The organism is Inquilinus sp. CAU 1745, from assembly GCF_039839375.1.
Classification (GTDB): domain Bacteria; phylum Pseudomonadota; class Alphaproteobacteria; order DSM-16000; family Inquilinaceae; genus JBDOQU01.
This window is the reverse complement of sequence record NZ_JBDOQU010000005.1, coordinates 210,874-234,293: the sequence shown is the minus strand read 5'-3', so window position 1 is coordinate 234,293 and position 23,420 is coordinate 210,874. Positions and strand designations below refer to the sequence as shown.

The window sequence follows — 23,420 nt, the reverse complement described above, 5'->3', positions numbered from 1 at the left end:
GCCCCTTGTGGGAGAGGGAGGGACCCGGCCGCGAAGCGGACGGGAGGGTGAGGGGTGGTTGGTATCAGCTCTGGTTGCAGGCCAGCGTGACGTCGGAGTCGATCTCGCGGAGCTTCTCTTCAACCAGGCAGATATAGCGGTGGTAGGCGCCGCCGCCGGCGCTGCCGGCGTTGTAGCGGCCGACGGCGCGGGTCCAGCTCTGCTCCTCGTCATAGAGGGTGCGCAGCAGATGGCCGGCATAGTCGGCGTTGGTGGCCGGGTCCAGGAGGCGCTGGGGCTGGTTGTCGAAGGCGGCGAGGTGCCAGCCTGTATGGATCTGCATGCAGCCGACCATGATGTCGGTCCGCGGCTCGCCCCCCGCATCGACCAGCAGAAGCTCCGCCTCCGCGATGTTGCCGGGCATCCGGGAATCGCCGGCCAGGTTCAGGGCCCAGGGATAGAGCCGGCTTTCGACCATTCCCATCGCCAGCAGCAGGTCGCGCGGCAGATCATAGCGCGCCTCGGCCGCGCGAATTGCCATGCGGCAGGCCGCCGGGTCGGCGTCGGCCTGCGCCGGCGCGGAGATCAGGGGAAGGAGCGCGGCCAGGGCCGCGAATGCGATATTTCTGAGGTTGGTCATGCCCCGAGGGTCGCCTTTCAGCACCCTGGCATTAGACAGGGTCATTCCATAACGCTTTCTTACCCGGCCGCGATCCCCTTGCCAAACCGCTTTTCGATCCGCGCCTGGATCAATTCGAAGACCATCGACATGGCCCAGTAGATCAGGGCCGCGGCGATCAGCATCTCCATATATTTGAACTCCGCCCGGCCATGGGTCCGCGCCAGGTACATCAACTCCCAGACGCCCATGATGGAGACCAGCGAGGAATCCTTCAGCATGGAGATGAACTGGTTGCCAGTGGGCGGGACGATCAGGCGCATCGCCTGCGGCAGGACGACCAGCCGCATGACCTGACCGGGCCTGAGGCCGAGCGCCAGCGCCGCTTCGGTCTGCCCTTCCCCGACCGCCAGGATGCCGGCGCGGAATATCTCCGCCATATAGGCGCCGTAGCAGAGGCTGAGCGCGATCACCCCGGCGGGAATGGCCTCCAGGACGATTCCGATCTGGGGCAGCCCCAGATAGATCAGCATCACCTGGAGCAAGAGGGGCGTGCCCCGGAAGAAGGAGATGTAAAAGCTGGCGATGCCGAAGGCGGGGCCGCTTTTCGACAGGCGCGCCAGCGCTGCGGCGAGCGCGATCACGGTGGAGATTGCGATGGAGATGAAACAGACATAGAGCGTCAGGACCGCGCCCTGGATGAAGCCGTTGCCGAGTTCCAGCCCCAGCAGGATCGGCCCGCGCTCCAGTATGTAATCGTAGGAAAGATCGAAGCTGTAGAAGAACAGCAGGAAGAGGCCCAGCAGTTCGGCCCAGACGATCGCCACCTGCGCCCGGAATTTGAGGAAGCCGAGAAGCCGGAAATTGGCGACGACAACCGCCCCCGCCGCGATCGGGATCGCGATATCGGGCAGCGGCGCGCCGAAATCGAAGAAGGACAGGGCCGTCGCCGTGACGGCGAAAAGCAGCAGCCAGCGGACGGATGGCCGCTCCAGCAGCAGCATGAGGCTCGCGATCATCGGCCGCTAGCCCGCCCGCTTCAATTTCCGGCGTTTGAAATCGGCCAGGATTTCCCGCGCCGCGTTGTGGCCGGGCGCGCCGGTGACGCCGCCGCCCGGATGGGTCCCGGACCCGCACATATAGAGGCCGGGCAGCGGCCCGCGATAGTCGCCGTGGCCCAGCACCGGCCGGGCGCTGAAAAGCTGGTCGAGTGACAGCGCGCCATGGAAGATGTCGCCGCCGATCAGGCCGAAGGTCCGCTCCAGATCCAGCGGGCTGTTGATTTGCCGGCCGAGGACGCTGGCCTTGAAGTTGGGCGCGTAGGAATCGACCGTGTCGATGATGAGGTCGGCCGCCTCCTCCCGGCAATCGTCCCAGCTTCGGCCGCCCGGCAGATCGTAGTCGAACTGCTGGCAGAACAGGCTGGCGACATGCGCGCCGGGCGGCGCCAGGCTGTCGTCCAGCGTCGAGGGGATGAGCATCTCCACCACCGGCTGGCGCGACCAGCCGCGATCCTGCGCATCCCGGTAGGCGCGGTCCATGTAGGCGAGAGACGGGGCAATGATGATCCCCGACGTGTGATGGTCGGCCGCTTCCCGGCCGGGAAGGCAGGAGAAATCCGGCAGTTCCGACAGGGCGACGTTCATGCGGAAGGTGCCGGACTTCGATTTCCAGCCGGCGATCCGGCGGCGGAAATCGGCATCCAGATGGTCCGGATCGATCATACGCCCGTAGAGCAGCGCCGGGTTGAGGTTGGAGATCACCGCCCCGGCGCGGATGGCGGTCCCGTCCTCCAGCACGATCCCGACCGCCCTGCCCTTCTCCACCATCACCTCCCGGACCGGGGCGTCGGTGTCGATGGACGCGCCATGGGCTTCGGCGGAGCGGCGCATCGCTCCCGTGATCGAGCCCATGCCGCCGACCGCGTGGCCCCAGACGCCCTTCTTGCCGTTCACCTCCCCGAACACATGGTGAAGCTGCACATAGGCGGAGCCGGGGGTATAGGGGCTGGCGAAATTGCCGACCACGCTGTCGAATCCCAGAAGCGCCTTGATCGGATCGCTTTCGAACCAGCTATCGAGATAGTCGCCGGCGCTCTTGGTGAAGAGATCCAGAAGGTCGCGCTGCTGAACGAGGTCCAGCTTCCGCAGCCGATTGCCCAGCTTCAGCCCCTTGATCATCTCCGGCAGCCCGCCGACGACATTGGGCGGCGTTTCCAGCACCAGACCGCGCAGCACATCCGCGATGTCGTCCAGCGCCCGGTTGTAGCGGGGCAGCGCCTCGGCGTCGCGGGCGGAGAATTTCGCGACCTCCGATTCCGTCAGCCCGCCTTCGCCCGCCTTCAGATAGCGGCCGTCGGGCAGCGGCATGAAATTGGCCATCCGCCGTTCGACCACCTTCAGCCCGTGACGGTGGAGTTCCAGATCGGCGATCACCTTCGGGTTCAGCAGGCTGACCGTGTAGGAGGCGACGGAATTGCGGAAGCCGGGATGGAATTCCTCCGTCACCGCCGCGCCGCCGACCACGCCCCTTCGCTCCACCACCTTCACCGACAGTCCCGCGCGCGCCAGATAGCCGGCGCAGGTCAGGCCGTTATGGCCGGCGCCGATGATGATGGCATCGAACTGCCGGACATTGGTCATGGGGCATCTTTCCGAGGGTGGATCAGGGCGACGGCTTTATAGCCGTTCGGCCCTCTACCGGGCAAACGCCGGCATTTTGGCTGCTCGGGGCAGCGGGCGTATGATGGAAGGAAGAGAGAGGGAGGGACGCCATGAGCCGCCACGACATCGACTACAACTCGATCGTGCGGAAGGCGTCGGGAGGCGATCTCGTCAGCTACCTCGCCACCGCGCTTCCGGAAGCATGGATCGGCAATTATGTGAAGACGACCAGCGGCAGGACATCGATCTACCAGTTCGTCGATCACGGTTTCGAATATCTGTTCGACATCGCCCATGACCGCGTCATCGCCGCCTTCGGGATGTCGGAGAAAAACAGCGCCAAACGGGATTCTTCCCGGATGCGCGGCTTCCTCGGCGGGTCGATTTCCGACCTCTATGACGGCCGAACGGACAAGGGTCATATCATGAGCCACCGGCAAGGCGGGGGCATGGACGTCAACCTGTTTCCGCAGCGGCCGGACGTGAATCGCGGTCGCGGCGCGCACAAGCGATACCGTGCCCTGGAACGCTATTGCGCCGCGAATTCCGGCACCTTCTGCTTCTCCCGCCTGCTGTATGACGACAGGAGCTGGATCCCGGAGGAAATCGAATATGGCATCGTTCCCGGAACCGGCGCGCTGACGGTCGAGCGGTTTCCCAACAGCGCGATGTGAGGCCGCCCTTGACGGCCGGGCGCGCCGCGCCGATTGTCCGCCGCCATGTCGCCTGCCCGATCCACATCCACCGGCTCCCTCTATGCGAGAGGCCTTCTCCTGTCCTTTACCGGGATGGTCGTCATCAGCCCGGACGGGCTGATCCTGCGGACGATCGGGGACGCCGGGACGTGGGACATCCTCTTCTGGCGGTCGCTGTTCATGGGGATCAGCCTGAGCCTCGCCCTGGCGGTTTCCGAGCGGCGGAACCCGATCGCGCTCTGGCGCGGCATGGGGCGGATGGGCTGGCTTTCCGCACTGGCGCTGGCCGGCGCCAACCTCTGCTTCGTCGCCGCCATCGCGCAGACCCATGTCGCCAACGTGCTGGTGATCCTGGCGACCATGCCGCTGTTCGGCGCGGTGCTGGGCTGGCTGGTGCTGCGGGAGGCGGTGCGCGGCCGGACCTGGTTCGCCATCGCGCTGGCGCTGGCGGGCATCGCGATCATCTTCGGCGGGTCGATCGGCGGCGGCACCCTGTCGGGAGACCTGACGGCGGTGGGATGCGCCTTCCTGCATGCGGTCAATCTGGTGATCCTGCGCCGGACGAAGACGCCGATCATGCTGCCGGCGCTGGCGCTGTCGGGCTTCATCGGCGCGGCGATGGTGCTGCCCTTCGCCGGGCCGCTGGGGCTGACGGCGCACGACATGAGGTGGCTCGCCTTCTCCGGCCTTGTGCAGATGCCGCTGGCGCTCTTCCTTTTCCTGTCGGGAACGCGCTATGTACCGGCGGCGGAGGTCGCGCTCTTCTCGCTGGTCGAGACGGTGCTGGGCCCGCTCTGGGTGTGGCTGGCGATCGGCGAGAGACCGGGCGACGCCGCGCTGATCGGCGGGTCGATCGTGATGTCGGCCATCGTCGCCAACTCCGTGCTTGCGCTGAAGGGCGATCGAAGACGGCCCGCGGAAGCTTGATCGCTGCTTCAGGAAAGACATTCAGAAGACTGATGTAGAATAATTTTTTCAAAGCCGCATTTCGATAGAAGCCGATCAGCCGGAGCCTCCCCCCATGTCCGTCACCACCGCCGCCAGCGCGGCCGTCCCCGCAATCCAGCCGCGCCGCACCTTCGCGATCATCGCCCATCCCGACGCCGGCAAGACCACGCTGACGGAGAAGCTGCTGCTGCTGGGCGGGGCGATCCATCTCGCCGGCCAGGTCAAGGCGCGCGGCGAGCGCCGCCGCGCCCGGTCCGACTGGATGAAGATCGAGCAGGATCGCGGCATCTCCGTCACCACCTCGGTGATGACCTTCGACTATGAGGACATCACCTTCAACCTGCTGGACACGCCGGGCCACGAGGATTTCTCCGAAGACACCTACCGAACGCTGACCGCCGTCGACAGCGCGATCATGGTGATCGACGCGGCCAAGGGCATCGAGGCGCAGACCCGGAAGCTGTTCGAGGTGTGCCGGATGCGCGACGTGCCCATCATCACCTTCATCAACAAGATGGACCGGGAGGCGCGCGACCCGTTTGAACTGATGGACGAGATCGCGGACACGCTGGCGCTGGACGTGGCCCCGGTGAGCTGGCCTGTCGGGTCTGGCTCGGACTTTCGGGGATGCTACGACCTGTTGGACAACCAGATGCTGCTTCTGGAAGGCGGCGGCGCTGCGGGGTCGAAGAAAACGGCGATCGCCTGCAAGGGGGTCGACGACGAGCGGCTGGCGAAGGTGATGAGCGACGAGCAGCGCGCCAAGCTGGCCGAGGATGTCGAGCTGATCGAGGCCGCCTGCCCGCCCTTCGACCAGGAGAGCTATCTGGAAGGCCATATGACGCCGGTCTATTTCGGCAGCGCGTTGCGGGATTTCGGGGTGAAGGAGGTTCTGGACGGCCTCGCCCGCTTCGCCCCGTCGCCGAGGCCGCAGCCGGCGGACGGCCGGACCGTCGCGCCGGAGGAGGACAAGGTCACCGGCTTCGTCTTCAAGGTCCAGGCGAACATGGACAAGAACCACCGCGACCGGGTGGCGTTCATGCGCATCTGTTCCGGCAAGTTCCGGCGCGGCATGAAGCTGCGCCAGTCCCGCACAGGCAAGAGCCTGGCGGTCTACAACCCGATCCTGTTCTTCGCGCAGAGCCGGGAACTGGCGGAGGAGGCCTTTCCGGGCGACATCATCGGCGTGCCCAACCATGGCACGCTGCGGGTCGGCGACACGCTGACGGAGGGCGAGGACATCCGCTTCACCGGCATCCCGAACTTCGCGCCGGAAATCCTGCGCCGGGTGCGGCTGGACGACCCCATGAAAAGCAAGCAGTTGCGGGGCGCTCTTGAGGATCTGGCCGAGGAAGGCGTGACCCAGGTCTTCCGCCCCGTCCTGGGCGCAAGCTGGATCGTCGGGGTTGTCGGCCAGCTACAGCTCGATGTGCTGGCGACGCGGATCGAGGTCGAATACAACGTGAAGGCCGGCTTCGAGGCCGCGCCCTACGACACGGCGCGATGGATCGACGGCGACAAGGGCGAGATCGACCGGCTGATCGAGGCCAACCGGGGCAGCATCGCGGAGGACCGCGACGGCGCGCCGGTCTTCATGGCGCGGAACAACTGGGAATTGAACCACATCCAGCAGACATGGCCGGATTTGAGATTCACGGCGACCCGGGAAAGGGCGTGAGGGAAACCTCGCCCTCCTCCTCATGGTGAGCCTGTCGAACCATGTGTGCCCAACACCTTTCGACAAGCTCAAGGTGAGGAGGCTTCTTCTCCGTTCGTCATGCCGGACTTGATCCCATAGGCGCTAACTTTGGTCGTAATTTTCCCCTCTCCTGCTCTGCGGGAGAGGGAGGGGCCCGCCGCGAAGCGGTGGGAGGGTGAGGGTTTTGAAGCCGACGGCGGCGCTGGTACCCCGAACACCCCCACCCTCCCCACGCCTACGGCGCGGGATCGACGTATACGTCGATCCCTCCCCCGCTTCGCAGGAGAGGGCGAAGTTGGGTCCGCGCCTCAAAGTTAGCGCCTATGAGACTTGATCCGGCATCCATACGATGTCGAATCTGGCGAGGGCCTATGGATTCCGGATCAAGTCCGGAATGACCAACAAAAACAAAGACATGCTGGACCAATTTCCAGCATGACCAAGAAGAAGGTCAGCCAGTTGCCTTGCGGGTAGCCGCCGTCGACCGGGCGGATAGCCTCGGGGTCTCCAGCGGGCGTTGGGGGGTGACCTCCCGGCGGCTCAACTGGTCGCCCGACAGGATCTTGAACAGGTCGCGGCGGGCGCGGGAGAGGCGGCTCTTGACCGTGCCGACGGCGCATTCGCAAATCTGGGCCGCGTCCTCGTAGCTGAAGCCGCTGGCGCCGACGAGGATCAGGACCTCCCGCTGTTCGGGCGACAGGCGGGCCAGCGCGCGCCGGAAATCGTCCATCTCAAGCTGCGCGTCCTGGCGGGGCAGGACGGACCACATCTCAGGCGAAACGGCTTCCAGCGGTTCGGCGCGGAACTTCCGCCGACGGAGGTTGTTGACGTGCAGATTGCGGAGGATGGTGAAAATCCAGGCCTTGAAATTGGTGCCCGGCGTGAACTGCCGCTGGGCGGCGAGCGCCCGGGTCGCGGCATCCTGGACCAGATCGTCCGCCACATCGGCATCGCCGGCAAGCGACCGGGCGAACGAGCGGAGATGAGGGATCGTGCCGATCAACTCATCATTAAAGCTCTGGGTCATCTGTTGCCTCCAAGCGTCATTCTTATCCCGTCCAGCAGACGGGTTTCTCAGCGGTCTTCGTCGTCGCCTTCTTCTCTAGAAGAGTGGTCCTCCGTCAGCTTATCCACAAGTGCCTTCAAATCGTCGGGCAGCGGCTCCTCGACCACCGCGCCGTACATCTCCTTCAGCCGGTAGTCGAGCCAGAGGTCGAAACTGCCGGTTTTCCGCTGTTCCCGCGCCGCCTCAAAATCAACGACGCGCCCAGGGACACGCCCGGAGCGCGCCCGTACGGAAGCGAGATCATTTTTGGGACGTCCGGCTTTCCGGCGCTTCATGGATATCTCCTGGAGCCCTCTTCCCCATCCAGCCTTGGCGTCGACGCCATCCATGCGCCATTTTCCCGCTTCTGTTCGACCCGAAATCCGTCAGGCGCTCCTGGAACCTTCAAACGCCAATTCTCTTCTGGAGCAAGCACTTAATCCCAAACGTACTAAAACCGGGAAGGTTTCATGAAAAGCGCAGGGGAACCAGTCCGGCTTCCTGGTGTTCTGAATATGGTGCCAATACGGCACTGGCTTCCCTTAGCCTCCCTGCACACTTTTGGGGCCGCGCCGGTGCAAGGACGCGGTCCCATTTTTTTGAGGTTCGATCCATGGTCGTTCTTGTCTCCTCCGGCGGTCGAAATAGCATGGAGTCGTTGGAAGGCCGGTCGAACGAGAAGACCATGGACAAGAACGCCCCCGTCAGCCGCCTGACGAGTTTCCCGGACGGCCCGCTGGAACTGAAGCTGCAGGTGTTCCTCCCGCTGTCGGAGGCTGAAAAGAGCCTGCTGGCGGACCTTCAGAGGACAAGGGTGGATTGCCGTCCCGGCGTCGAACTGATGAGGGAAGGCGAACCCATAGCCAAGGTCATGATCGTCACGGAAGGCTGGGCGATCCGGCACCGCGATCTGTCGGACGGCCGCCGCCAGATCATCAATTTCGTGCTGCCGGGCGATTTCGTCGGCGTCCAGAGCCTGCTCTTCGCCCAGAGCGACCATTCCGTCTCCGCCCTGACAAAAGTGAAGGCCGCACATTTCGAGCCGGACCGGATCATCGAACTGTTCGCCCAATTCCCGCGCCTGGCGGCCGCCCTGTCGTGGTGCACCACGCGGGAGGAATCGATCATCGCCGAACGGGTCGCCAGCATCGGCCGCAGGTCGGCCTATGAGCGCATGGCCCATCTGTTCCTGGAACTTCTCTACCGCCTGCGCACCGTCAAGTCGGCGCCCGGCAAGTCGTTCAAACTGCCGGTCACGCAGGAGGTGCTGGCAGACGTGCTGGGCCTCAGCATCGTCCATGTGAACCGGACCCTCCGGCGTCTTCGCCAGGAGGGGCTGATCGAGCTGGATGGCGGACGCATCGTCATCCCGGATCTCGCGGCGCTGGAAAAGACGGCTGATTTCGAGAAGCATTTCCTGCATGCCGGGCCGCCGCCGCGGCGGGTGGAGCGGCAACTCGAGGCGCTGGAGAACGGCGCTGTCCTCACCTGACCCTTATCCTTTTTCGCAAGCCCGGTGACAAAAAAGGTCCCCGCGCATTATCGCTTGGAACAAGTGCCGAAGCGGCACAGTTATGGTGGGCAGAATAGCCAATGGCGGCCGTTGATGGTGAAGGCCCCTGCCTCCCACCCCCCTTGCCATCGACAGCTTAGCCATGAAGCCCGCTCCCTCCGACCAGGGAGCGGGCTTCTTCATGTTCGTGGTTAATCATCGATCCAATGAGACCAAAATATTTCGCGCATTGGCGATTTAAGCATTTCCGTTAGCACTTGCTTAACCCTGACGACCTCACTCTCCGATCGCGGATGCACCACCATCGGACCCATGAGGATAAGCGATGATGACCCTGTCGAAGCCCACGCTCGAGACGCTGATCGACCTGGTTGAGATCAAGCTGAGCTGCATGGATGTCTGGGACCGGGAGGACCGGCGGGAAGTCTTCAACCTTCAGCGCTGCCTGAAGGAACTGCGCGGCGTTTCCGGCGAAGGACGGGGCGACGGCGCGGTTATCGCGCTGGCTTCGGAGACCCGCCGCCGTCGCGGCCGTCCCCCGAAGATGCAGATCGCCAACTAGCGCCTCATCTGTGCTGTTCGAAATAGGATCGCGGCGATGATCCGAGCGCCCGCTTGAACATCGCCGTGAACGCCGCCGGGTTGTTGTAGCCCAGATCGATCGCGACAATCGTCACGCGCTCGCCCGCGGCCAGTCGCGGCAACGCCGCCATCAGGCAGGCCTGTTGCCGCCATTCCACGAAACTCAACCCCGTCTCGCGACGGAACAGGCGTGTGAAGGTCCGGCGCGACATGCCGAGGCCCCGGCCCCAATCGTCGATCGTGTCGTGCGATGTCGGGCTGAGGACGAACGCGCGGCAGCGGTCGGCGAGAACCTCATGGGACGGCAGGGGCAGCGACAGCGGGAGCGGCGGCAGGAGCTGTATCTCATGCTGGATCAGCGTCATCAGCGCGCCGTCGCGCCCGTCGTAATCATACTCACTAGGCAGCGTCACGGCGGCGGCGAGGAGCGACCGCATCAGCGGCGGGATGCCAACCACCTCGCATCGCTCCGGCATGCCTCGGGCCGCCGCCGGCTCAAGATAGAGGCTCTGCATCCTGACCGGGCCCAGCATCCTTACATCGTGGACGGTTTCCGGCGGAATCCACATGCCGCGCTGCGGAGGCATCATCCAGGCGCCGGCCGGGGTGGTGACCATGACCACGCCGGTCGAACAATAGAGGAGCTGGCCGCGCCGGTGCCAGTGCGGCCTGGTGACGTGGCCGTCGGGATAGTCGAAGCCTTTCGCAACGACGGGACGCGGTATGTCGTCGTCGCGGAAGGTCGGTTCGGCGAGATCAAGAACGCTCATTGGCCCACTCTCGTAAGTGAATGACCCTACGTCGGTGGCAAAATCCTGTCCATGAGTGCTTGATGCCCGGCGCGACAAGGGCGTCGCCTCGACCGGTTCCAAGGAGATCAGTCCAGTGAGTGAAGTCGTCATCGATCGGCCGAAGGCCGACGCGACTGCGTTCACCGTCCTCGGCGCGGCCAGCTTCTGCCATCTGCTCAACGACATGATGCAGTCGCTGGTCATCGCCGCCTATCCGATCTTCAAGAGCGAGTTCGATTTGAGCTTCGCGCAGATCGGGCTGCTGACGCTGACCTATCAGCTCGTCGCCTCGCTGCTTCAGCCGCTTGTCGGCATCTATACGGACCGCAGGCCTCAACCCTATTCACTGCCTGTGGGCATGGCGTCGTCGCTCCTCGGCCTCCTCGTTCTCGCCTTCGCTTCGTCCTACGGGGAGTTGCTGGCGGGCGGCGCGCTGCTGGGCGTCGGTTCATCGATCTTCCATCCGGAATCCTCGCGCCTTGCCCGTTTCGCCTCCGGCGGAGCGCACGGGCTGGCGCAATCCATCTTCCAGGTCGGCGGCAATGTCGGCTCCTCGCTCGGCCCGCTGCTGATCGCGTTCTTCGTCCTCCCTCGGGGGCAGGAGAGCCTGGCCTGGTTCGCCATCGCCGCGCTGGGCGGGATCATCATCCTGACCTGGGTCGGCAACTGGTACAGCCGCAACAGGCACACCCGGTCGGCGGGGCGCGGCCGGGCCAGCGCCGGCATCGACCTGACCCGCCGGCAAGTGGGCGGCGCGCTGGGCGTCCTGTTCTGCCTGATCCTGTCGAAATGGTTCTATCTCGCGAGCTTCACGAGCTATTACGTCTTCTATCTGATGCATCGCTTCGCCGTGTCCGAGGCGCAGTCGCAGATCTACCTCTTCGTCTTCCTGGCGGCGGTCGCGGCCGGCACGCTCATCGGCGGTCCCGTCGGCGACAGGATCGGCCGCAAGGCCGTGATCTGGGGGTCGATCGCCGGCGTGCTGCCCTTCTCGCTGGTCCTGCCCTATGTCGGCCTGCCGGCGACGATTGCGCTCAGCGTCGTGATCGGGCTGGTGATTTCATCGGCTTTCTCGGCCATCGTCGTCTATGCGCAGGAGCTGGTGCCGGGGCGCGTGGGCATGATCTCCGGCATGTTCTTCGGCCTCGCCTTCGGCCTGGGCGGGCTGGGCGCGGCGCTTCTCGGCGTGCTCGCGGACTGGACGAGCATCGAGTTCGTCTACCAGGTCTGCGCCTTCCTGCCCGCGATCGGCTTCCTCGCGGCGCTTCTTCCCCAGGTAGAACGCCCCGGCTCGTGATCACCGCTCAGGGCGCGAGGAAGCGCCCGATGCCCGCAGATACTGGCCCGGCGTGACCCCGGCAACCTGACGGAAGCGGGCCGTGAAGTGGCTCTGCCCGCTGAAGCCGCAGGAAACGGCGATGTCCGCCAGGGAGTCGCGGCCGGTTTCGATCAGCCTTTTCGCCCTTTCGACCCGCCGGCGCAGCACGAAGCCATGCGGGCTTTCACCCGTCGACCGCTTGAACATCCGGGCGAAGTGATAGGCGCTGAGGCCGGCGACCGCCGCCAGATCGCCGATCGCCAGAGGCTGATCAAGATTGGCGTCCATGAAATCGACGACGCGGCGCAGGGCGGTGGGCGACAGGCCACCCCGGACGGCGAGTGTCCGCCCTCCCCTGTCGGTGAAGCGCGACGCGAGATAGGTCAGCAGCATCTGGCTGGCATGGCTGACCGCCAGCCGGTCGGCCGGTTCGTCCCAGTTCAGCGGCAGCACCGTCCCGCGGATCGCCGTCTCCATGTAGGAATCGTGGAAATAGGTGGCGTCGCGCAGTGCGACCGTGGCGGGGTCGGCGTCCAGCGCCTCGACCACCACGCGGTTGAAGGCGGCGCGCGGAATGTAGAGATGGAACAGCCGCACTGGGCCGCTGACATCCCAATGGGTGGTCAGATCGGACGGCATCAGGCAGATGCTGCCGGCGCCCTCGCTGCCCAGGATTCCGTCGTCGCGCCGCCGCCTGATGCCGTAGCCCCCTTCGACATAGAGGCTGAGCGTATGGTGGCCGGGATCGCGATAGCTGGTCTGCACGACCTCGTCCCGGTCCCACAGCGCAGCGGCCACCGCGTCGCCCAGATGGGCAAAGGCGCGCAGGGGCACGCCTTCCCGCCGAAGCTGGTCGAAGACGGTGTAGCCGTGAAGGAGGGGCGCGTTCATCCCAATAGATATGCCGATTGACCAGCGTCAGGAAAACATCCGACGGCTGCCGGAGCAAGACGCGCGGGCGTGTTTTCAGCAAGATCATGACAAGCCGCGCAAGAAACGGACAGACAGGGACCGGCCGCGGAGGCGATAACCGCGCCCAACGTCACTAAAGGTCGGTCGCCATGACTCCTGTTCTTTTCGCGGGCCTCGTCTTCGCCTGGGGCTTCACCTGGTACGCCATCAAGCTGCAGATCGGCCCGGTGCCGATGGAAGCGTCCATCTGCTATCGCTTCATCGTGGCCGCGCTGGTCATGTGGGCGTGGCTGGCGGCGACAGGGCGGCTGAAACGGGCGCGGCCGGCCCAGCATCTCTGGTTCGCGCTGATGGGCGTCAGCCTGTTCGGCCTCAATTTCGTGCTGGTCTACGAGGCGACGCAGTACATCGCCAGCGGCATCGTCTCCGTCCTGTTCTCCGCCGCCACGGTCTTCAACGCCTTCAACCAATGGGCGTTCCTGGGCAAGCGGCCGACAGCGCGGATGCTGGCGGGCGCGGCGCTGGGGATCGCCGGCATCGCGCTGCTATTCGGGGCGGATTTCGCAGAGATGGAGATGGCGGCGACAGTACCGCTGGGGATCGCCCTGGCGCTGGGCGGCACCTTCGTCTTCTCGCTGGGCAATCTGGTGTCACTGCGCGCGACGCGCGGCGGGCTGGATTTGCCGAACGTGGTGGCGCGCGGGATGAGCTGGGGAGCCGCCTTCCTGACCCTGCTGGCGCTGGTGCGCGGCGGAGGCTTCGGGATCGAGCTAACGCCGGCCTATATCCTCAGCTTGCTCTACCTAGCCATACCCGGATCAGTGCTGGCCTTCCTGGCCTACCTGACGCTGGTCGGCAGGATCGGCGCGGATCGCGCCGCCTATGCGACGGTGCTGTTCCCGGTGGTGGCGCTGACCGTGTCGACCCTGCTGGAGGGCTATGTCTGGACGCCGGCCGCCATCGCCGGGCTGCCGCTGATCCTGCTGGGGAACCTGGTCATCTTCGCGCCGCCCCTTCGCGGACGGACGACGAAGACAGCCTAGAGGCTAGAGGGCCTGCTCGAGATCGGCGATCAGATCCTCCACCGCCTCCAGCCCGACGGAGAGGCGCAGCAGGTCCGCCGGCACGTCGCTGTCCTCGCCCTCGATCGTGGCGCGGTGTTCGATCAGGCTTTCGACGCCGCCGAGAGAGGTGGCGCGGACGAACAGCTTCACCTTCCTGATCATGGCGACCGCCGCCTCGCCGCCACCGGCCAGGCGCAGCGACAGCATTCCGCCGAAGCCGCCGGTCATCTGACGGGCAGCGATATCGTGGCCGGGGAATTCCGGCAGGCCGGGATAGCAGACCTGCGCCACCGCCTTGTGTCCTTCGAAATGTCGGGCGATGCGCATGGCGCTGTCGCTGGCGTGGCGGACCCGGACATAGAGAGTCCGCATCCCGCGCAGCAGCAGCCACGCCTCGAAGGGCCCCAGGATGCCGCCGGCTAGGAAACGGCACTTGCCGATACGCTCCCACAGCGCGTCCTCGCGCGCGGCGACCACCGCGCCGGCCAGAACGTCGCTATGACCGTTGAGGTATTTGGTCGCCGAATGGATAACGAGGTCCGCGCCATGTTCGATCGGCCGGGTGATGACCGGAGACGCCGTGGTGCTGTCCGCCGCCAGGGCCGCGCCGGCGGCATGGGCAATGGCGGCGACGGCCGCGATGTCGGTGATCTTCCAGGTCGGGTTGGCCGGCGTCTCGATATAAACCAGCTTCGTCGCGCCCGGACGGACCACGCGTTCGACCGCTTCCAGATCGGCCGTATCGACGAATTCGATCTCCAGCCCCCAGGGGATCGCGATCTCCCGCAGATATTTCGACGTGCCGAAATACATGTCGCGGCCGACCACCACATGGTCGCCCGGCGACAGCGCCTGGAAGACCGACGCGATCGCCGCCATGCCGGAGGCGAACAGCTTCGCCGCCGCCCCGCCTTCCAGCTTCGCCAAAAGCTGTTCGGCGACGTCGTAGGTGGGGTTGTCGTCACGGCTGTAGCCGCGATGGCCGCCGATCTTCTCGTACTGCTCGTCGCGCGCGTATGTGCTGCTGGGGTGGATCGGCGGAGTCACCGCCCCGGTCTCCCGGCAGACATACCCGTCCGCGCGGGCCGCCAGCGTCTCCGGCCGATGTTCCGCCATTCTCAACCGTCCAGCTTCTTCTTGAGGATCTGGTTCACCAGCGCCGGGTTGGCCTTGCCCTGGGTCGCCTTCATCGTCTGGCCGACGAAGAAGCCGAACAGCTTGTCCTTGCCGCCGCGATATTCCTCGACCTTGTCGGCGTTGCGGGCCAGCACCTCGTCGATCGAGGCTTCGATGGCGCCGGTGTCGGTCACCTGGCGCAGCCCCTTCTCCTCCACGATCACGCCGGCGTCCCTGCCGGTCGCCAGCATCTCCGCGAACACATCCTTGGCGATGCGGCCGGAGATGGTGTCGTCGGCGATCAAGTCGATGAGGCCGCCGAGCTGGTCGGCGGAGATGGGACTTTCGTCGATGTCGTGGCCGCCCTTGTTCAGCGCGCCGAACAGTTCGGTGATGACCCAGTTGGCCGCCAGCTTCGGGTCACGGCCCTTGGCCGCCGCCTCATAGAAATCGGCCCGCGCCCGCTCCGCCACCAGAACGCCGGCATCGTAGAGGCTGAGCCCGTGCTGATCCATGAAGCGCTGCTTCTTCTCGTCGGGGAGTTCCGGCAGCGTCTTGCGGATGGCCTCGATATAATCGTCTGTCAGTTCCAGAGGCAGCAGGTCGGGGTCGGGGAAGTAGCGGTAGTCGTGCGCGTCTTCCTTGCTGCGCATGGACCGGGTCGCGCCCTTGCCGGGATCCCAGAGGCGGGTTTCCTGGACGATTTCCCCGCCCTCCTCCAGCAATTCGACCTGGCGGCGGGCCTCATACTCGATCGCCTGCATGACATGGCGGATGGAGTTGACGTTCTTCGTCTCCGTCCGCGTGCCGAATTCGTTGGAGCCGACGGGGCGGACCGAGACGTTGACGTCGCAGCGCATGGAGCCTTCCTCCATGTTGCCGTCGCAGGCGCCGAGATAGCGGAGGATCGCCCGCATCTTGCGCAAGTAAGCCGCCGCGTCCTCCGGCCCGCGCATGTCCGGTTCCGACACGATCTCCATCAGCGCGACGCCGGACCGGTTGAGGTCGACATAGGTCAAGGACGGGTGCTGGTCGTGCAGCGACTTGCCGGCGTCCTGCTCCATATGCAGCCGGGTGATGCCGACCGTGCGGGAGACGCCGTCCGGCAGGTCCAGGATGATCTCCCCTTTGCCCACGATCGGATGCAGGTACTGGCTGATCTGATAGCCCTGGGGCAGGTCGGCGTAGAAATAGTTCTTCCGGTCGAAGACCGAGACCTTGTTGATCTGGGCTTTCAGGCCCAGACCGGTGCGGACCGCCTGCTCAACGCACTTCTCGTTGATGACCGGCAGCATTCCCGGCATCGCGGCGTCGACCAGGCTGACCTGGCTGTTCGGCTCGGCGCCGAAATCGGTCGCCGCGCCGGAGAAAAGTTTGGCGTTGGAGATGATCTGGGCGTGGACCTCCAGCCCGATCACCATCTCCCACTCGCCCCTGCTGCCTTCAATGACCGGCTGCGTCGCCATGATCTTTCTTCCCGTCCCCAATCCTACGCCGGTTCCGCAGCAAGCGCCGCCGGCCGCGCGGTGAAGCCCGCGGCGGTTTCCATGACGCCCGCGACCTTCAGCACCGTCTCCTCATCGAACGGCCGGCCGATGAGTTGCAGGCCAAGCGGCAGGCCGTCATCGCCAAGCCCCGCCGGCACGGAGATGCCGGGCAACCCGGCCATGCTGGCCGGCACGGTGAACACGTCGTTCAGATACATCGCGATCGGGTCATCCTGCTTCTCCCCGATGGCGAAGGCGGTCGAGGGCGCGGTCGGCGTCAGCACCACGTCGCACTGCCGATAAGCTTCCTCGAAATCCTTCGCGATCAGCGTCCGGACCTTCTGGGCCTTCAGGTAATAGGCGTCATAATAGCCGGCGGACAGCACATAGGTCCCGATCATGACCCGGCGCTTGACTTCCTGCCCGAAGCCCTCGGCCCGCGTGTTCTCATACATCTCGTTCAGCGTCTTGCCCGGCACCCGCAGGCCGTAGCGGACGCCGTCATAGCGGGCGAGGTTGGAGGACGCCTCCGCCGGCGCGACGATGTAGTAGGCCGGCAACGCGTAGCGCGTGTGCGGCAGGGAGACGTCCACGATCTCCGCCCCCGCATCCTTCAGCCAGTCGATCCCCTGTTGCCAGACACGGTCGATCTCCGCCGGCATGCCGTCGATGCGGTACTCGCGCGGGATGCCGACCTTCAGCCCCCGCACGTCGCCGGTCAGCGCCGCCTCGAAATCCGGCACCTCCCTGTCGACGGAGGTCGAATCCTTCGGATCGAAGCCGGCCATCGATCCCAACATGATCGCGGCGTCGCGGACGGTGCGGGTCATCGGCCCCGCCTGGTCCAGCGAGGAGGCGAAGGCGACGACGCCCCAGCGCGAGCAGCGGCCGTAGGTCGGCTTGATCCCGACGATGCCGCAGAAGCTGGCGGGCTGCCGGATGGAGCCGCCGGTGTCCGTGCCGGTCGCGGCCAGCGCCATCCGCGCGGCGACGGCCGAGGCCGACCCGCCCGAAGAGCCGCCGGGCACCAGTTCCGCGTTCGACCCGTCGGACCGCTTCCACGGGTTCTTCACCGCGCCGAAATGCGACGTGATGTTGGCCGAGCCCATGGCGAACTCGTCCATGTTCAGCTTGCCCAGCATCACCGCGCCGTCGCGCCACAGATTGGCGGTAACGGTCGATTCATAGGTCGGCTTGAAACCTTCCAATATGTGGCTGCCAGCCGTCGTCTGGACGCCTTCGGTGCAGAACAGATCCTTGATCGCGATCGGCAGCCCTTCCATGGCGCCGGCTTCGCCTTTGGGGCGCCGAGCGTCCGATGCCTCGGCCATCTCCAGCGCCTTTTCCGGCGTCTCCGTCACGAAGGCGTTCAGCGACCGTCCGGCCTCCACCGCCGCGACATGGGCCTCCGTCAGTTCGACGGAGGTAATCTCTTTGGCCGCCAGCTTATCCCGCGCGTCGGCCAGGGTTAGATTCGTCAGTTCGGACATCACTCGACCACCTTCGGCACGGCGTAGAATCCGCTCGCCTTCTCCGGCGCGTTCGCCAGCACCTTCTCCTGAATCCCGCCGTCCGTCACCAGGTCCTCCCGCCGCCGCAGCCCTTGCGCCGCGACGCTGGTCATCGGGGCGACGCCATTGGTGTCGACTTCCGAAAGCTGCTCCACGAACTGAAGGATGTTCGACAGCTCACTGGCCATCGGATCCAAATCCTCATCGGGCATTCTGATGCGGGCCAGGTGGGCGATCTTCGCCACGGTGGCCTTGTCGAGCGACATGATGCTAGGTGTCTCCGTCCGGAACGGCGCGCGCGGGATTTCCCCCACGCGAGACCATCGGAAGATCGTTGAGTTGAGGCCGAAAAACGGCGCGGAAGGTAGCACCCGACATGGCTGTCCGCAACATTGAGCACCTGCGGGAAAACATCCCCGCCGGCCGCCGTCTCCTGGGCCTCGACCTGGGGGAGAAGACGATCGGCGTCGCCATCTCCGACGCCGGCTTCTCCATCGCCTCGCCGATCGGGACGATCCGCCGGACGAAGTTCACGGCCGACGCGCGGGAACTGTTCGGCTATGTCGATACGCGCGAGGTCGGCGGGCTGATCCTGGGCCTGCCGGTCAACATGGACGGGTCGGAGGGTCCACGCGCCCAGTCCACCCGGCAGTTCGCGCGCAATCTGCTGGAGCTTAGGGAGATCGAGATCGCCTTCTGGGACGAGCGCATGTCAACGATGGCGGTCGAGCGGGCCATGATCACCGCCGACATGAGCCGGAAGAAACGATCCAAGCAGATCGACACGGCCGCCGCTGCCTATATCCTCCAAGGCGCGCTGGACTTCCTCTGCCGCCAGCCGGTCATTCGACCGTGACGCTTTTCGCCAAATTGCGCGGCTGGTCGACATCCGTCCCCTTCAGGACAGCCGTGTAATAGGCCAGGAGCTGGACCGGCAGGGCGTAGAGAATCGGGGCGACGAAGGGGTCGACCGTCGGCAGGGCCAGATCGGCCGTCGCGCCGCCGCCGACCGCCGCCACGCCGGAAGCGTCTGAGAAGAGGATCACCTTGCCGCCCCGCGCCATGACCTCCTGGACGTTGGAGACGGTCTTGTCGAAGACGGCGTCGCGGGGGGCGAGCACGATGACGGGCACCGTCTCGTCGATCAGGGCGATCGGCCCGTGCTTCATCTCCCCCGCCGCGTAGCCTTCGGCATGGATGTAGGAGATTTCCTTCAGCTTCAGCGCCCCCTCCAGCGCCAGCGGATAAGCGGTGCCGCGCCCCAGATAGAGCACGTCCCGCGCCTCGGCCACCTTCTCCGCCATAGCCTCGATCGCGCCAGCATGGGCAAGCACATCGGCGATGCGGGCCGGAATCTCGGTCAGCGCCGTCACCAGCTGCGCCTCCCGCTCGGCCGTGATCTCGCCCCGCGCGCGGGCGCAGGCGATGGCGAAGACGGCCAGGACGGTAAGCTGGGTCGTGAAGGCCTTGGTCGAGGCGACCCCGATTTCCGGTCCCGCAAGTGTCTGCAGCACCACGTCGCTGTCCCGCGCGATGGAGCTTTCCGGCACGTTGACGACGGAGACGATGCGCTGACCCTGCGACCGGGCGTAACGCAATGCCGCGAGCGTGTCCGCCGTCTCCCCCGACTGGGAAACGAACAGCGCCACCCCGTCCTTCGGCATCGGCGCCTCGCGGTACCGGAATTCCGAGGCCACGTCGATTTCGACCGGCAGGCGGGCGGTCTGCTCAAGCCAGTATTTCGCGACCATCGCCGCCAGATAGGCGGTGCCGCAGGCGACGGCCGTCACCTTGCCAACCGAGGCGAGGTCGAACGGCAGGTCGGGCAGCGTCACCGAGCGGGTCAGCGGATTGACGTAGGTGGTCAGCGTGTCGCCGATGACGCCCGGCTGCTCATGGATCTCCTTCAACATGAAATGGCGATGGTCGCCCTTGCCGATCAGCGCGCCAGACAGGGTCGTCTGCTTGACCGGGCGGGTGACGGGACGGTCGTCGGCATCGTGAATCACGGCGTCGCCGCGCGAGACCGCTACCCAGTCGCCTTCCTCCAGATAGCAGATGCGGTTGGTGTAGGGGGCGAGCGCGATGGCGTCGGAGCCCAGGAACATCTCCCCGTCGCCATGGCCGACCGCAAGCGGGGAGCCGCGCCGGGCCCCGATCATCAGGTCGTGCTCCCCGGTGAAGATCATCGCGAGCGCGAAGGCCCCCTCCAGCCGCTTCAGCGTGGCGGCGGCGGCTTCCTTCGGCGTCATCTGGCGGTCGAGGAAATCCGTCACCAGATGGGCGACGACCTCGCTGTCGGTCTCCGTCTCGAAACGGTGGCCCCGCGCCTCCAGCTCCTCCCGCAATTCACGGAAATTCTCGATGATCCCGTTATGGACCAGCGCGACGCGGGCGGTCGCGTGGGGGTGGGCGTTGGTCTCGTTCGGACGGCCATGGGTGGCCCAGCGCGTATGGCCGATCCCCACGTCGCCGGCCAGCGGCTCCGACGCCAGCCGGGCCTCGAGATTGACCAGCTTGCCCTCCGCCCGCCTGCGGTCGATATGGCCGTTGACCAGGGTCGCGATGCCGGCGGAATCGTAGCCGCGATATTCCAGCCGTTTCAGCGCGTCGACCAACCTCGGCGCGACGGGCGTTTCCGACAGGATTCCGATGATGCCGCACATGGCCTTCCCTAACCTTTCGGGTCCGGTGTCTTCTTCGACGCCGCCTTTTCGGCAGCCTTCTCTGCGGCCTTGGTCGCGCGGAAGCGGGCCGACCAGCCGGGCTTGTCGGTCCGTTCCGCCCGTTCGATCGCCAGCGAATCCTCCGCAACGTCCGCCGCGATGACCGACCCCGCGCCGATCGTGGCGCGGTCGCCCACCGTGACCGGCGCGACCAACGCGGTATTGGAACCGATGAAGGCCCCCTCCCCGATCACCGTCCGGTGCTTGAAGAATCCGTCATAGTTGCAGGTGATGGTCCCCGCGCCGATATTCGCGCCCGCCCCGACATCGGCGTCGCCCAGATAGGCCAGGTGGTTGGCCTTGGCGCCCGCGCCCAAGGTGGCGTTCTTCACCTCGACGAAATTGCCGATATGCGCTTCCGCGCCGATATCGGCCCCCGGCCGCAGCCGGGCGAACGGCCCGACGATCGCGCCGGACCGGATCGTCGCGCCCTCGATATGGCAGAAGCCGCGGATCGCCACGCCATCCTCCACCACCGCGCCGGGACCGAACAGCACCGACGGGCCGATCGTCACGTCGCGCCCCAGCTTCGTGTCGGCGGAGAACCAGACGCTGTCGGGATCCTGGAGCGTCACGCCCTCGGCCATCGCGCGGGCGCGGAACCGGCGCTGGAAGATACCTTCGACCGCCGCCAGGTCGACGCGGGAATTGACGCCCATGATTTCATGCGGGTCGCCTTCCACCACCGCGCAGGTCCAGTCGCGCAACCGGGCGTGGGCGACGGCGTCGGTCAGGTAGAATTCGCCCTTGGCGTTGTCGTCGGTGAGCGCGGCCAGCAGTTCGGGCAGACGCCTGCCGTCGAACGCCATCAGCCCGCCATTGCAGAGGGTGATCGATTTCTGGACCTCGTCGGCTTCCCAGTATTCCACGATCGCGTCCAGCGTCCCGTCGCCGCCCAGCACCAGCCGGCCATACTGCCCCGGATCGTCCGGCCGCATGCCCAGCACCGCGACCGCCGGATCGCCGGGGCCGTGCAGGGCCGCCGCCAGTTCGCCCAGCGTTCCGGGAGAAACCAGCGGCGTGTCGCCGAAGACGACCAGCACGTCGCCCTCGAACCCCTCGATCAGCGGCAGCGCGCTTCGGACGGCGTCGCCGGTGCCGAGCTGGCTTTCCTGGACCACCGGCCGGTGCGGCGCGACGGCGCGGGCAACATCCTCCATGCCGGGGCCGACGACGATGCCGATCCGTTCCGGCCGCAACGCCTCCAGCGCCGCAACGACATGCGCCACCATCGGCCGGCCGGCCACGGGGTGGAGCACCTTCGGCAGGTCGGACTTCATGCGGGTGCCCTTGCCGGCGGCAAGGACGAGGCAGGCGAGCGGTCGTTTGGTCATCGGAAACGGGCGGTCATCGGAAACAGGCGCGGTTGCATTGCCGGGAAATCATCGGCGTCCTTGTGCCACAGCCGGACGGCCGCGCCCAAGTCAACTTTTGTTTCGGCCTGTTACCGACTGTTGCAGAAGGTTTCAGCGGTTAACGCTGCGGCGACCGGCGCTGATATTCTTCATAGACGCGGCGGATTTCCGGCCCGTCACCCGGTCGCGGCCCAAGCGGCGCGGGAGCGATCTCGACCGATCCGTCGACGCGATGGCGCAGGATGCGTTCGGCCGGGCGGGGCGACTGAGCCGACACGGCCGGGGCGGATTCGGGGACCGGCGTCGGTGGACGGCTCGCCGGAGCCGGGTCTGGCTCGGGAGCCGGGGCGGCCTTCGGCGTCTCCGGCATCTCGGTCGAGGCCCAGGCTTCCACGGCGTCCAGAAGCTGGTCGCGATCGTCGATGGTAGCCTCCACGGCGGCGACGAGTTGGCCGACCTGCTGGAAGATCGCCGCGCGCTCGCTCTCCAGCCGCTGGACCTGGCGGCGCAGATCGCCCAGTTCCTGCCGCTGGGCGGTGAATTTCCGCTCCAGCGCGGTCAGCAGCTCAAGCGCAGCGCCCTGCCGCTCATGCCGGACGGCCCTTGAATCGGCGATCTTGCGCTTCAGCTCGTCAAGCTGGGCTGTCAGCTTTCCGACAATCGACACGGGGGTTATCAAGCTCCAGTTCTTCGCGCTGGTTGCGACGATATCAGCCGCTGGATAACACCGATTGATGAACCAGAAGTTGACGACGCGAGGTCATATGCTTGACAGCCTCCGGGACCGGACGTAATTAGGCGCTCCCCCGTCAGCCGACATGGCTTTCAGGTCGGGCGCGTAGCTCAGCGGGAGAGCACTGCCTTCACACGGCAGGGGTCACAGGTTCAATCCCTGTCGCGCCCACCATTTTCCTAAAGTATTGGATATCGCAGAAAGCTCGCTATTCAAGTAGCTGCAGAACGGTGCAAGAGCGGGCAGTTCGTTCAACTCAAGCCGCAGTGCACCGCCTCCGGTGCGCCTCAGCCACCATCCGCTTTTGCTGCTTTAGCGATTTGATCTCGGATTCGGACAAAAGTCGGGGTTCTGAATAGATAACCCGCCTCTGGTCGAGTGAGGCATTCGAGGCCATAGCCGAATGCTTCTTTCCAGTAGTCGTCGAGTTCTTCATGTTTCGCCCTCAGCTCTTGAAGGATTTCCTCCGGGAGAGCAATCCACCGGCTTCCCTGACTTTCGGTCAACGTGGTGCAACCAATCACCTTTCCACCGTTGACTTCTATATGGCCCTTCAAGCTCGCGACAGTACCTCCCATTCCGACATGATCGTCAACGATTAAGCAGTTGCGCCCGTATCGTACAGCACCATTGAAAATCGCTGCATTTGCCAGCCGGTGGAACC

General features: G+C 65.8%; 23 protein-coding genes and 1 tRNA gene. 9 read left to right on the top strand and 15 right to left on the bottom strand.

The features are described from left to right. Positions 1 to 64 precede the first annotated feature (64 nt). From AAFN89_RS08765 to AAFN89_RS08755, 3 genes are read right to left on the bottom strand one after another with little or no spacing between them, the layout of a single operon-like run. Positions 65 to 619, bottom strand: coding sequence for a transglycosylase SLT domain-containing protein (locus AAFN89_RS08765; RefSeq protein WP_347538081.1), 555 nt, complete (start codon positions 617 to 619; stop codon positions 65 to 67). A gap of 59 nt (positions 620 to 678) precedes the next feature. Further along, positions 679 to 1,617 carry an amino acid ABC transporter permease gene (locus tag AAFN89_RS08760; protein WP_347538079.1) on the bottom strand — a complete coding sequence of 313 codons (939 nt, stop codon included), beginning with the start codon at positions 1,615 to 1,617 and terminating at the stop codon, positions 679 to 681. Positions 1,618 to 1,623: 6 nt separating this feature from the next. Next, entirely contained in the window at positions 1,624 to 3,240 is a 1,617-nt protein-coding gene (locus AAFN89_RS08755; protein ID WP_347538077.1) for an NAD(P)/FAD-dependent oxidoreductase, read from the bottom strand. Between the two features lie 131 nt (positions 3,241 to 3,371). Between AAFN89_RS08755 and AAFN89_RS08750 the strand changes: the two genes are divergently transcribed. The 3 genes from AAFN89_RS08750 (at position 3,372) to AAFN89_RS08740 (ending at position 6,582) form a co-directional block, all read left to right on the top strand. Next, the gene (locus tag AAFN89_RS08750) at positions 3,372 to 3,935 is read left to right on the top strand and encodes a hypothetical protein (protein ID WP_347538075.1); all 564 of its coding nucleotides are present in this window, start codon (positions 3,372 to 3,374) and stop codon (positions 3,933 to 3,935) included. Between the two features lie 45 nt (positions 3,936 to 3,980). Then, the gene (locus AAFN89_RS08745; protein ID WP_347538073.1) at positions 3,981 to 4,883 is read left to right on the top strand and encodes an EamA family transporter; all 903 of its coding nucleotides are present in this window, start codon (positions 3,981 to 3,983) and stop codon (positions 4,881 to 4,883) included. 94 nt (positions 4,884 to 4,977) lie between these two features. After that, positions 4,978 to 6,582 (top strand): peptide chain release factor 3, encoded by a 1,605-nt coding sequence (locus AAFN89_RS08740; RefSeq protein ID WP_347538071.1) that lies wholly within the window; start codon positions 4,978 to 4,980, stop codon positions 6,580 to 6,582. A gap of 472 nt (positions 6,583 to 7,054) precedes the next feature. Here the strand turns inward: AAFN89_RS08740 and AAFN89_RS08735 are convergent, their stop codons facing one another. Further along, positions 7,055 to 7,630, bottom strand: a complete 576-nt coding sequence (locus tag AAFN89_RS08735; RefSeq protein WP_347538068.1) for a sigma-70 family RNA polymerase sigma factor — start codon at positions 7,628 to 7,630, stop codon at positions 7,055 to 7,057. Between the two features lie 47 nt (positions 7,631 to 7,677). Beyond that, complete coding sequence (locus AAFN89_RS08730; RefSeq protein WP_347538066.1) at positions 7,678 to 7,944, bottom strand: NepR family anti-sigma factor; 267 nt, start codon at positions 7,942 to 7,944, stop codon at positions 7,678 to 7,680. 389 nt (positions 7,945 to 8,333) lie between these two features. Here AAFN89_RS08730 and AAFN89_RS08725 point away from each other — a divergent pair, with 389 nt between their 5' ends. Continuing rightward, the gene (locus tag AAFN89_RS08725; RefSeq protein ID WP_347538064.1) at positions 8,334 to 9,140 is read left to right on the top strand and encodes a Crp/Fnr family transcriptional regulator; all 807 of its coding nucleotides are present in this window, start codon (positions 8,334 to 8,336) and stop codon (positions 9,138 to 9,140) included. Positions 9,141 to 9,486: 346 nt separating this feature from the next. After that, positions 9,487 to 9,723, top strand: coding sequence for a hypothetical protein (locus tag AAFN89_RS08720; protein WP_347538062.1), 237 nt, complete (start codon positions 9,487 to 9,489; stop codon positions 9,721 to 9,723). Between the two features lie 4 nt (positions 9,724 to 9,727). Here AAFN89_RS08720 and AAFN89_RS08715 read toward each other — a convergent pair whose 3' ends face one another. Further along, positions 9,728 to 10,513, bottom strand: a complete 786-nt coding sequence (locus AAFN89_RS08715) for a helix-turn-helix transcriptional regulator (RefSeq protein ID WP_347538060.1) — start codon at positions 10,511 to 10,513, stop codon at positions 9,728 to 9,730. A 115-nt stretch (positions 10,514 to 10,628) separates the two neighbouring features. Between AAFN89_RS08715 and AAFN89_RS08710 the strand changes: the two genes are divergently transcribed. Further along, positions 10,629 to 11,831, top strand: a complete 1,203-nt coding sequence (locus AAFN89_RS08710) for an MFS transporter (RefSeq protein WP_347538058.1) — start codon at positions 10,629 to 10,631, stop codon at positions 11,829 to 11,831. On the opposite strand, the gene AAFN89_RS08705 is transcribed toward AAFN89_RS08710, so the two are convergent. After that, the gene (locus tag AAFN89_RS08705) at positions 11,832 to 12,743 is read right to left on the bottom strand and encodes an AraC family transcriptional regulator (RefSeq protein ID WP_347538056.1); all 912 of its coding nucleotides are present in this window, start codon (positions 12,741 to 12,743) and stop codon (positions 11,832 to 11,834) included. A gap of 170 nt (positions 12,744 to 12,913) precedes the next feature. On the opposite strand from AAFN89_RS08705, the gene AAFN89_RS08700 reads away from it, so the two are divergent. Beyond that, positions 12,914 to 13,807, top strand: a complete 894-nt coding sequence (locus AAFN89_RS08700; protein ID WP_347538054.1) for a DMT family transporter — start codon at positions 12,914 to 12,916, stop codon at positions 13,805 to 13,807. Between the two features lie 3 nt (positions 13,808 to 13,810). Here AAFN89_RS08700 and AAFN89_RS08695 read toward each other — a convergent pair whose 3' ends face one another. The 4 genes from AAFN89_RS08695 to gatC are packed head-to-tail and all read right to left on the bottom strand — an operon-like array spanning position 13,811 to position 18,208. Beyond that, positions 13,811 to 14,944, bottom strand: a complete 1,134-nt coding sequence (locus AAFN89_RS08695) for a PLP-dependent aspartate aminotransferase family protein (RefSeq protein WP_347538052.1) — start codon at positions 14,942 to 14,944, stop codon at positions 13,811 to 13,813. A gap of 2 nt (positions 14,945 to 14,946) precedes the next feature. After that, positions 14,947 to 16,410: an Asp-tRNA(Asn)/Glu-tRNA(Gln) amidotransferase subunit GatB gene (gatB, locus tag AAFN89_RS08690; RefSeq protein ID WP_347538050.1), complete on the bottom strand. Its 1,464-nt coding sequence runs from the start codon at positions 16,408 to 16,410 to the stop codon at positions 14,947 to 14,949. 23 nt (positions 16,411 to 16,433) lie between these two features. Beyond that, positions 16,434 to 17,921: an Asp-tRNA(Asn)/Glu-tRNA(Gln) amidotransferase subunit GatA gene (gene gatA, locus AAFN89_RS08685; protein WP_347538048.1), complete on the bottom strand. Its 1,488-nt coding sequence runs from the start codon at positions 17,919 to 17,921 to the stop codon at positions 16,434 to 16,436. Beyond that, positions 17,921 to 18,208, bottom strand: a complete 288-nt coding sequence (gene gatC, locus AAFN89_RS08680; protein ID WP_347538046.1) for an Asp-tRNA(Asn)/Glu-tRNA(Gln) amidotransferase subunit GatC — start codon at positions 18,206 to 18,208, stop codon at positions 17,921 to 17,923. The genes gatA and gatC overlap by 1 nt, the downstream gene beginning before the upstream one ends. A 110-nt stretch (positions 18,209 to 18,318) precedes the next feature. Here gatC and ruvX point away from each other — a divergent pair, with 110 nt between their 5' ends. Then, entirely contained in the window at positions 18,319 to 18,798 is a 480-nt protein-coding gene (ruvX, locus tag AAFN89_RS08675) for a Holliday junction resolvase RuvX (protein WP_347538043.1), read from the top strand. On the opposite strand, the gene glmS is transcribed toward ruvX, so the two are convergent. The 3 genes from glmS to AAFN89_RS08660 all read right to left on the bottom strand — a co-directional run bounded on the left by glmS (position 18,785) and on the right by AAFN89_RS08660 (position 22,690). Further along, positions 18,785 to 20,608 carry a glutamine--fructose-6-phosphate transaminase (isomerizing) gene (gene glmS / locus AAFN89_RS08670; RefSeq protein WP_347538041.1) on the bottom strand — a complete coding sequence of 608 codons (1,824 nt, stop codon included), beginning with the start codon at positions 20,606 to 20,608 and terminating at the stop codon, positions 18,785 to 18,787. The genes ruvX and glmS overlap by 14 nt on opposite strands. A gap of 8 nt (positions 20,609 to 20,616) precedes the next feature. Then, positions 20,617 to 22,002: a bifunctional UDP-N-acetylglucosamine diphosphorylase/glucosamine-1-phosphate N-acetyltransferase GlmU gene (glmU, locus tag AAFN89_RS08665; RefSeq protein ID WP_347538039.1), complete on the bottom strand. Its 1,386-nt coding sequence runs from the start codon at positions 22,000 to 22,002 to the stop codon at positions 20,617 to 20,619. A gap of 139 nt (positions 22,003 to 22,141) precedes the next feature. Next, positions 22,142 to 22,690, bottom strand: a complete 549-nt coding sequence (locus tag AAFN89_RS08660) for a hypothetical protein (protein WP_347538037.1) — start codon at positions 22,688 to 22,690, stop codon at positions 22,142 to 22,144. Positions 22,691 to 22,855: 165 nt separating this feature from the next. Here AAFN89_RS08660 and AAFN89_RS08655 point away from each other — a divergent pair. Then, positions 22,856 to 22,930, top strand: a tRNA-Val gene (locus tag AAFN89_RS08655). A 113-nt stretch (positions 22,931 to 23,043) separates the two neighbouring features. Here AAFN89_RS08655 and AAFN89_RS08650 read toward each other — a convergent pair. After that, positions 23,044 to 23,334 carry a hypothetical protein gene (locus AAFN89_RS08650; protein WP_347538035.1) on the bottom strand — a complete coding sequence of 97 codons (291 nt, stop codon included), beginning with the start codon at positions 23,332 to 23,334 and terminating at the stop codon, positions 23,044 to 23,046. Positions 23,335 to 23,420: the final 86 nt, after the last annotated feature.

Bases quoted from the DNA above. Each gene is read 5' to 3' on its own strand.
- gatB (WP_347538050.1), bottom strand. From the start codon at position 16,410: ATGGCGACGCAGCCGGTCATTGAAGGCAGCAGGGGCGAGTGGGAGATG.
- glmS (WP_347538041.1), bottom strand. From the start codon at position 20,608: ATGTGCGGCATCATCGGAATCCTGTCGGAAACGCCCGTCGCGCCGAGG.
- gatA (WP_347538048.1), bottom strand. From the start codon at position 17,921: ATGTCCGAACTGACGAATCTAACCCTGGCCGACGCGCGGGATAAGCTG.
- AAFN89_RS08720 (WP_347538062.1), top strand. From the start codon at position 9,487: ATGATGACCCTGTCGAAGCCCACGCTCGAGACGCTGATCGACCTGGTT.
- AAFN89_RS08735 (WP_347538068.1), bottom strand. From the start codon at position 7,630: ATGACCCAGAGCTTTAATGATGAGTTGATCGGCACGATCCCTCATCTC.
- AAFN89_RS08695 (WP_347538052.1), bottom strand. From the start codon at position 14,944: ATGGCGGAACATCGGCCGGAGACGCTGGCGGCCCGCGCGGACGGGTAT.
- AAFN89_RS08700 (WP_347538054.1), top strand. From the start codon at position 12,914: ATGACTCCTGTTCTTTTCGCGGGCCTCGTCTTCGCCTGGGGCTTCACC.
- AAFN89_RS08705 (WP_347538056.1), bottom strand. From the start codon at position 12,743: ATGAACGCGCCCCTCCTTCACGGCTACACCGTCTTCGACCAGCTTCGG.
- gatC (WP_347538046.1), bottom strand. From the start codon at position 18,208: ATGTCGCTCGACAAGGCCACCGTGGCGAAGATCGCCCACCTGGCCCGC.
- AAFN89_RS08765 (WP_347538081.1), bottom strand. From the start codon at position 619: ATGACCAACCTCAGAAATATCGCATTCGCGGCCCTGGCCGCGCTCCTT.
- AAFN89_RS08740 (WP_347538071.1), top strand. From the start codon at position 4,978: ATGTCCGTCACCACCGCCGCCAGCGCGGCCGTCCCCGCAATCCAGCCG.
- AAFN89_RS08730 (WP_347538066.1), bottom strand. From the start codon at position 7,944: ATGAAGCGCCGGAAAGCCGGACGTCCCAAAAATGATCTCGCTTCCGTA.
- AAFN89_RS08725 (WP_347538064.1), top strand. From the start codon at position 8,334: ATGGACAAGAACGCCCCCGTCAGCCGCCTGACGAGTTTCCCGGACGGC.
- AAFN89_RS08755 (WP_347538077.1), bottom strand. From the start codon at position 3,240: ATGACCAATGTCCGGCAGTTCGATGCCATCATCATCGGCGCCGGCCAT.
- AAFN89_RS08750 (WP_347538075.1), top strand. From the start codon at position 3,372: ATGAGCCGCCACGACATCGACTACAACTCGATCGTGCGGAAGGCGTCG.
- AAFN89_RS08715 (WP_347538060.1), bottom strand. From the start codon at position 10,513: ATGAGCGTTCTTGATCTCGCCGAACCGACCTTCCGCGACGACGACATA.
- ruvX (WP_347538043.1), top strand. From the start codon at position 18,319: ATGGCTGTCCGCAACATTGAGCACCTGCGGGAAAACATCCCCGCCGGC.
- AAFN89_RS08650 (WP_347538035.1), bottom strand. From the start codon at position 23,334: ATGGGAGGTACTGTCGCGAGCTTGAAGGGCCATATAGAAGTCAACGGT.
- glmU (WP_347538039.1), bottom strand. From the start codon at position 22,002: ATGACCAAACGACCGCTCGCCTGCCTCGTCCTTGCCGCCGGCAAGGGC.
- AAFN89_RS08745 (WP_347538073.1), top strand. From the start codon at position 3,981: ATGTCGCCTGCCCGATCCACATCCACCGGCTCCCTCTATGCGAGAGGC.
- AAFN89_RS08760 (WP_347538079.1), bottom strand. From the start codon at position 1,617: ATGATCGCGAGCCTCATGCTGCTGCTGGAGCGGCCATCCGTCCGCTGG.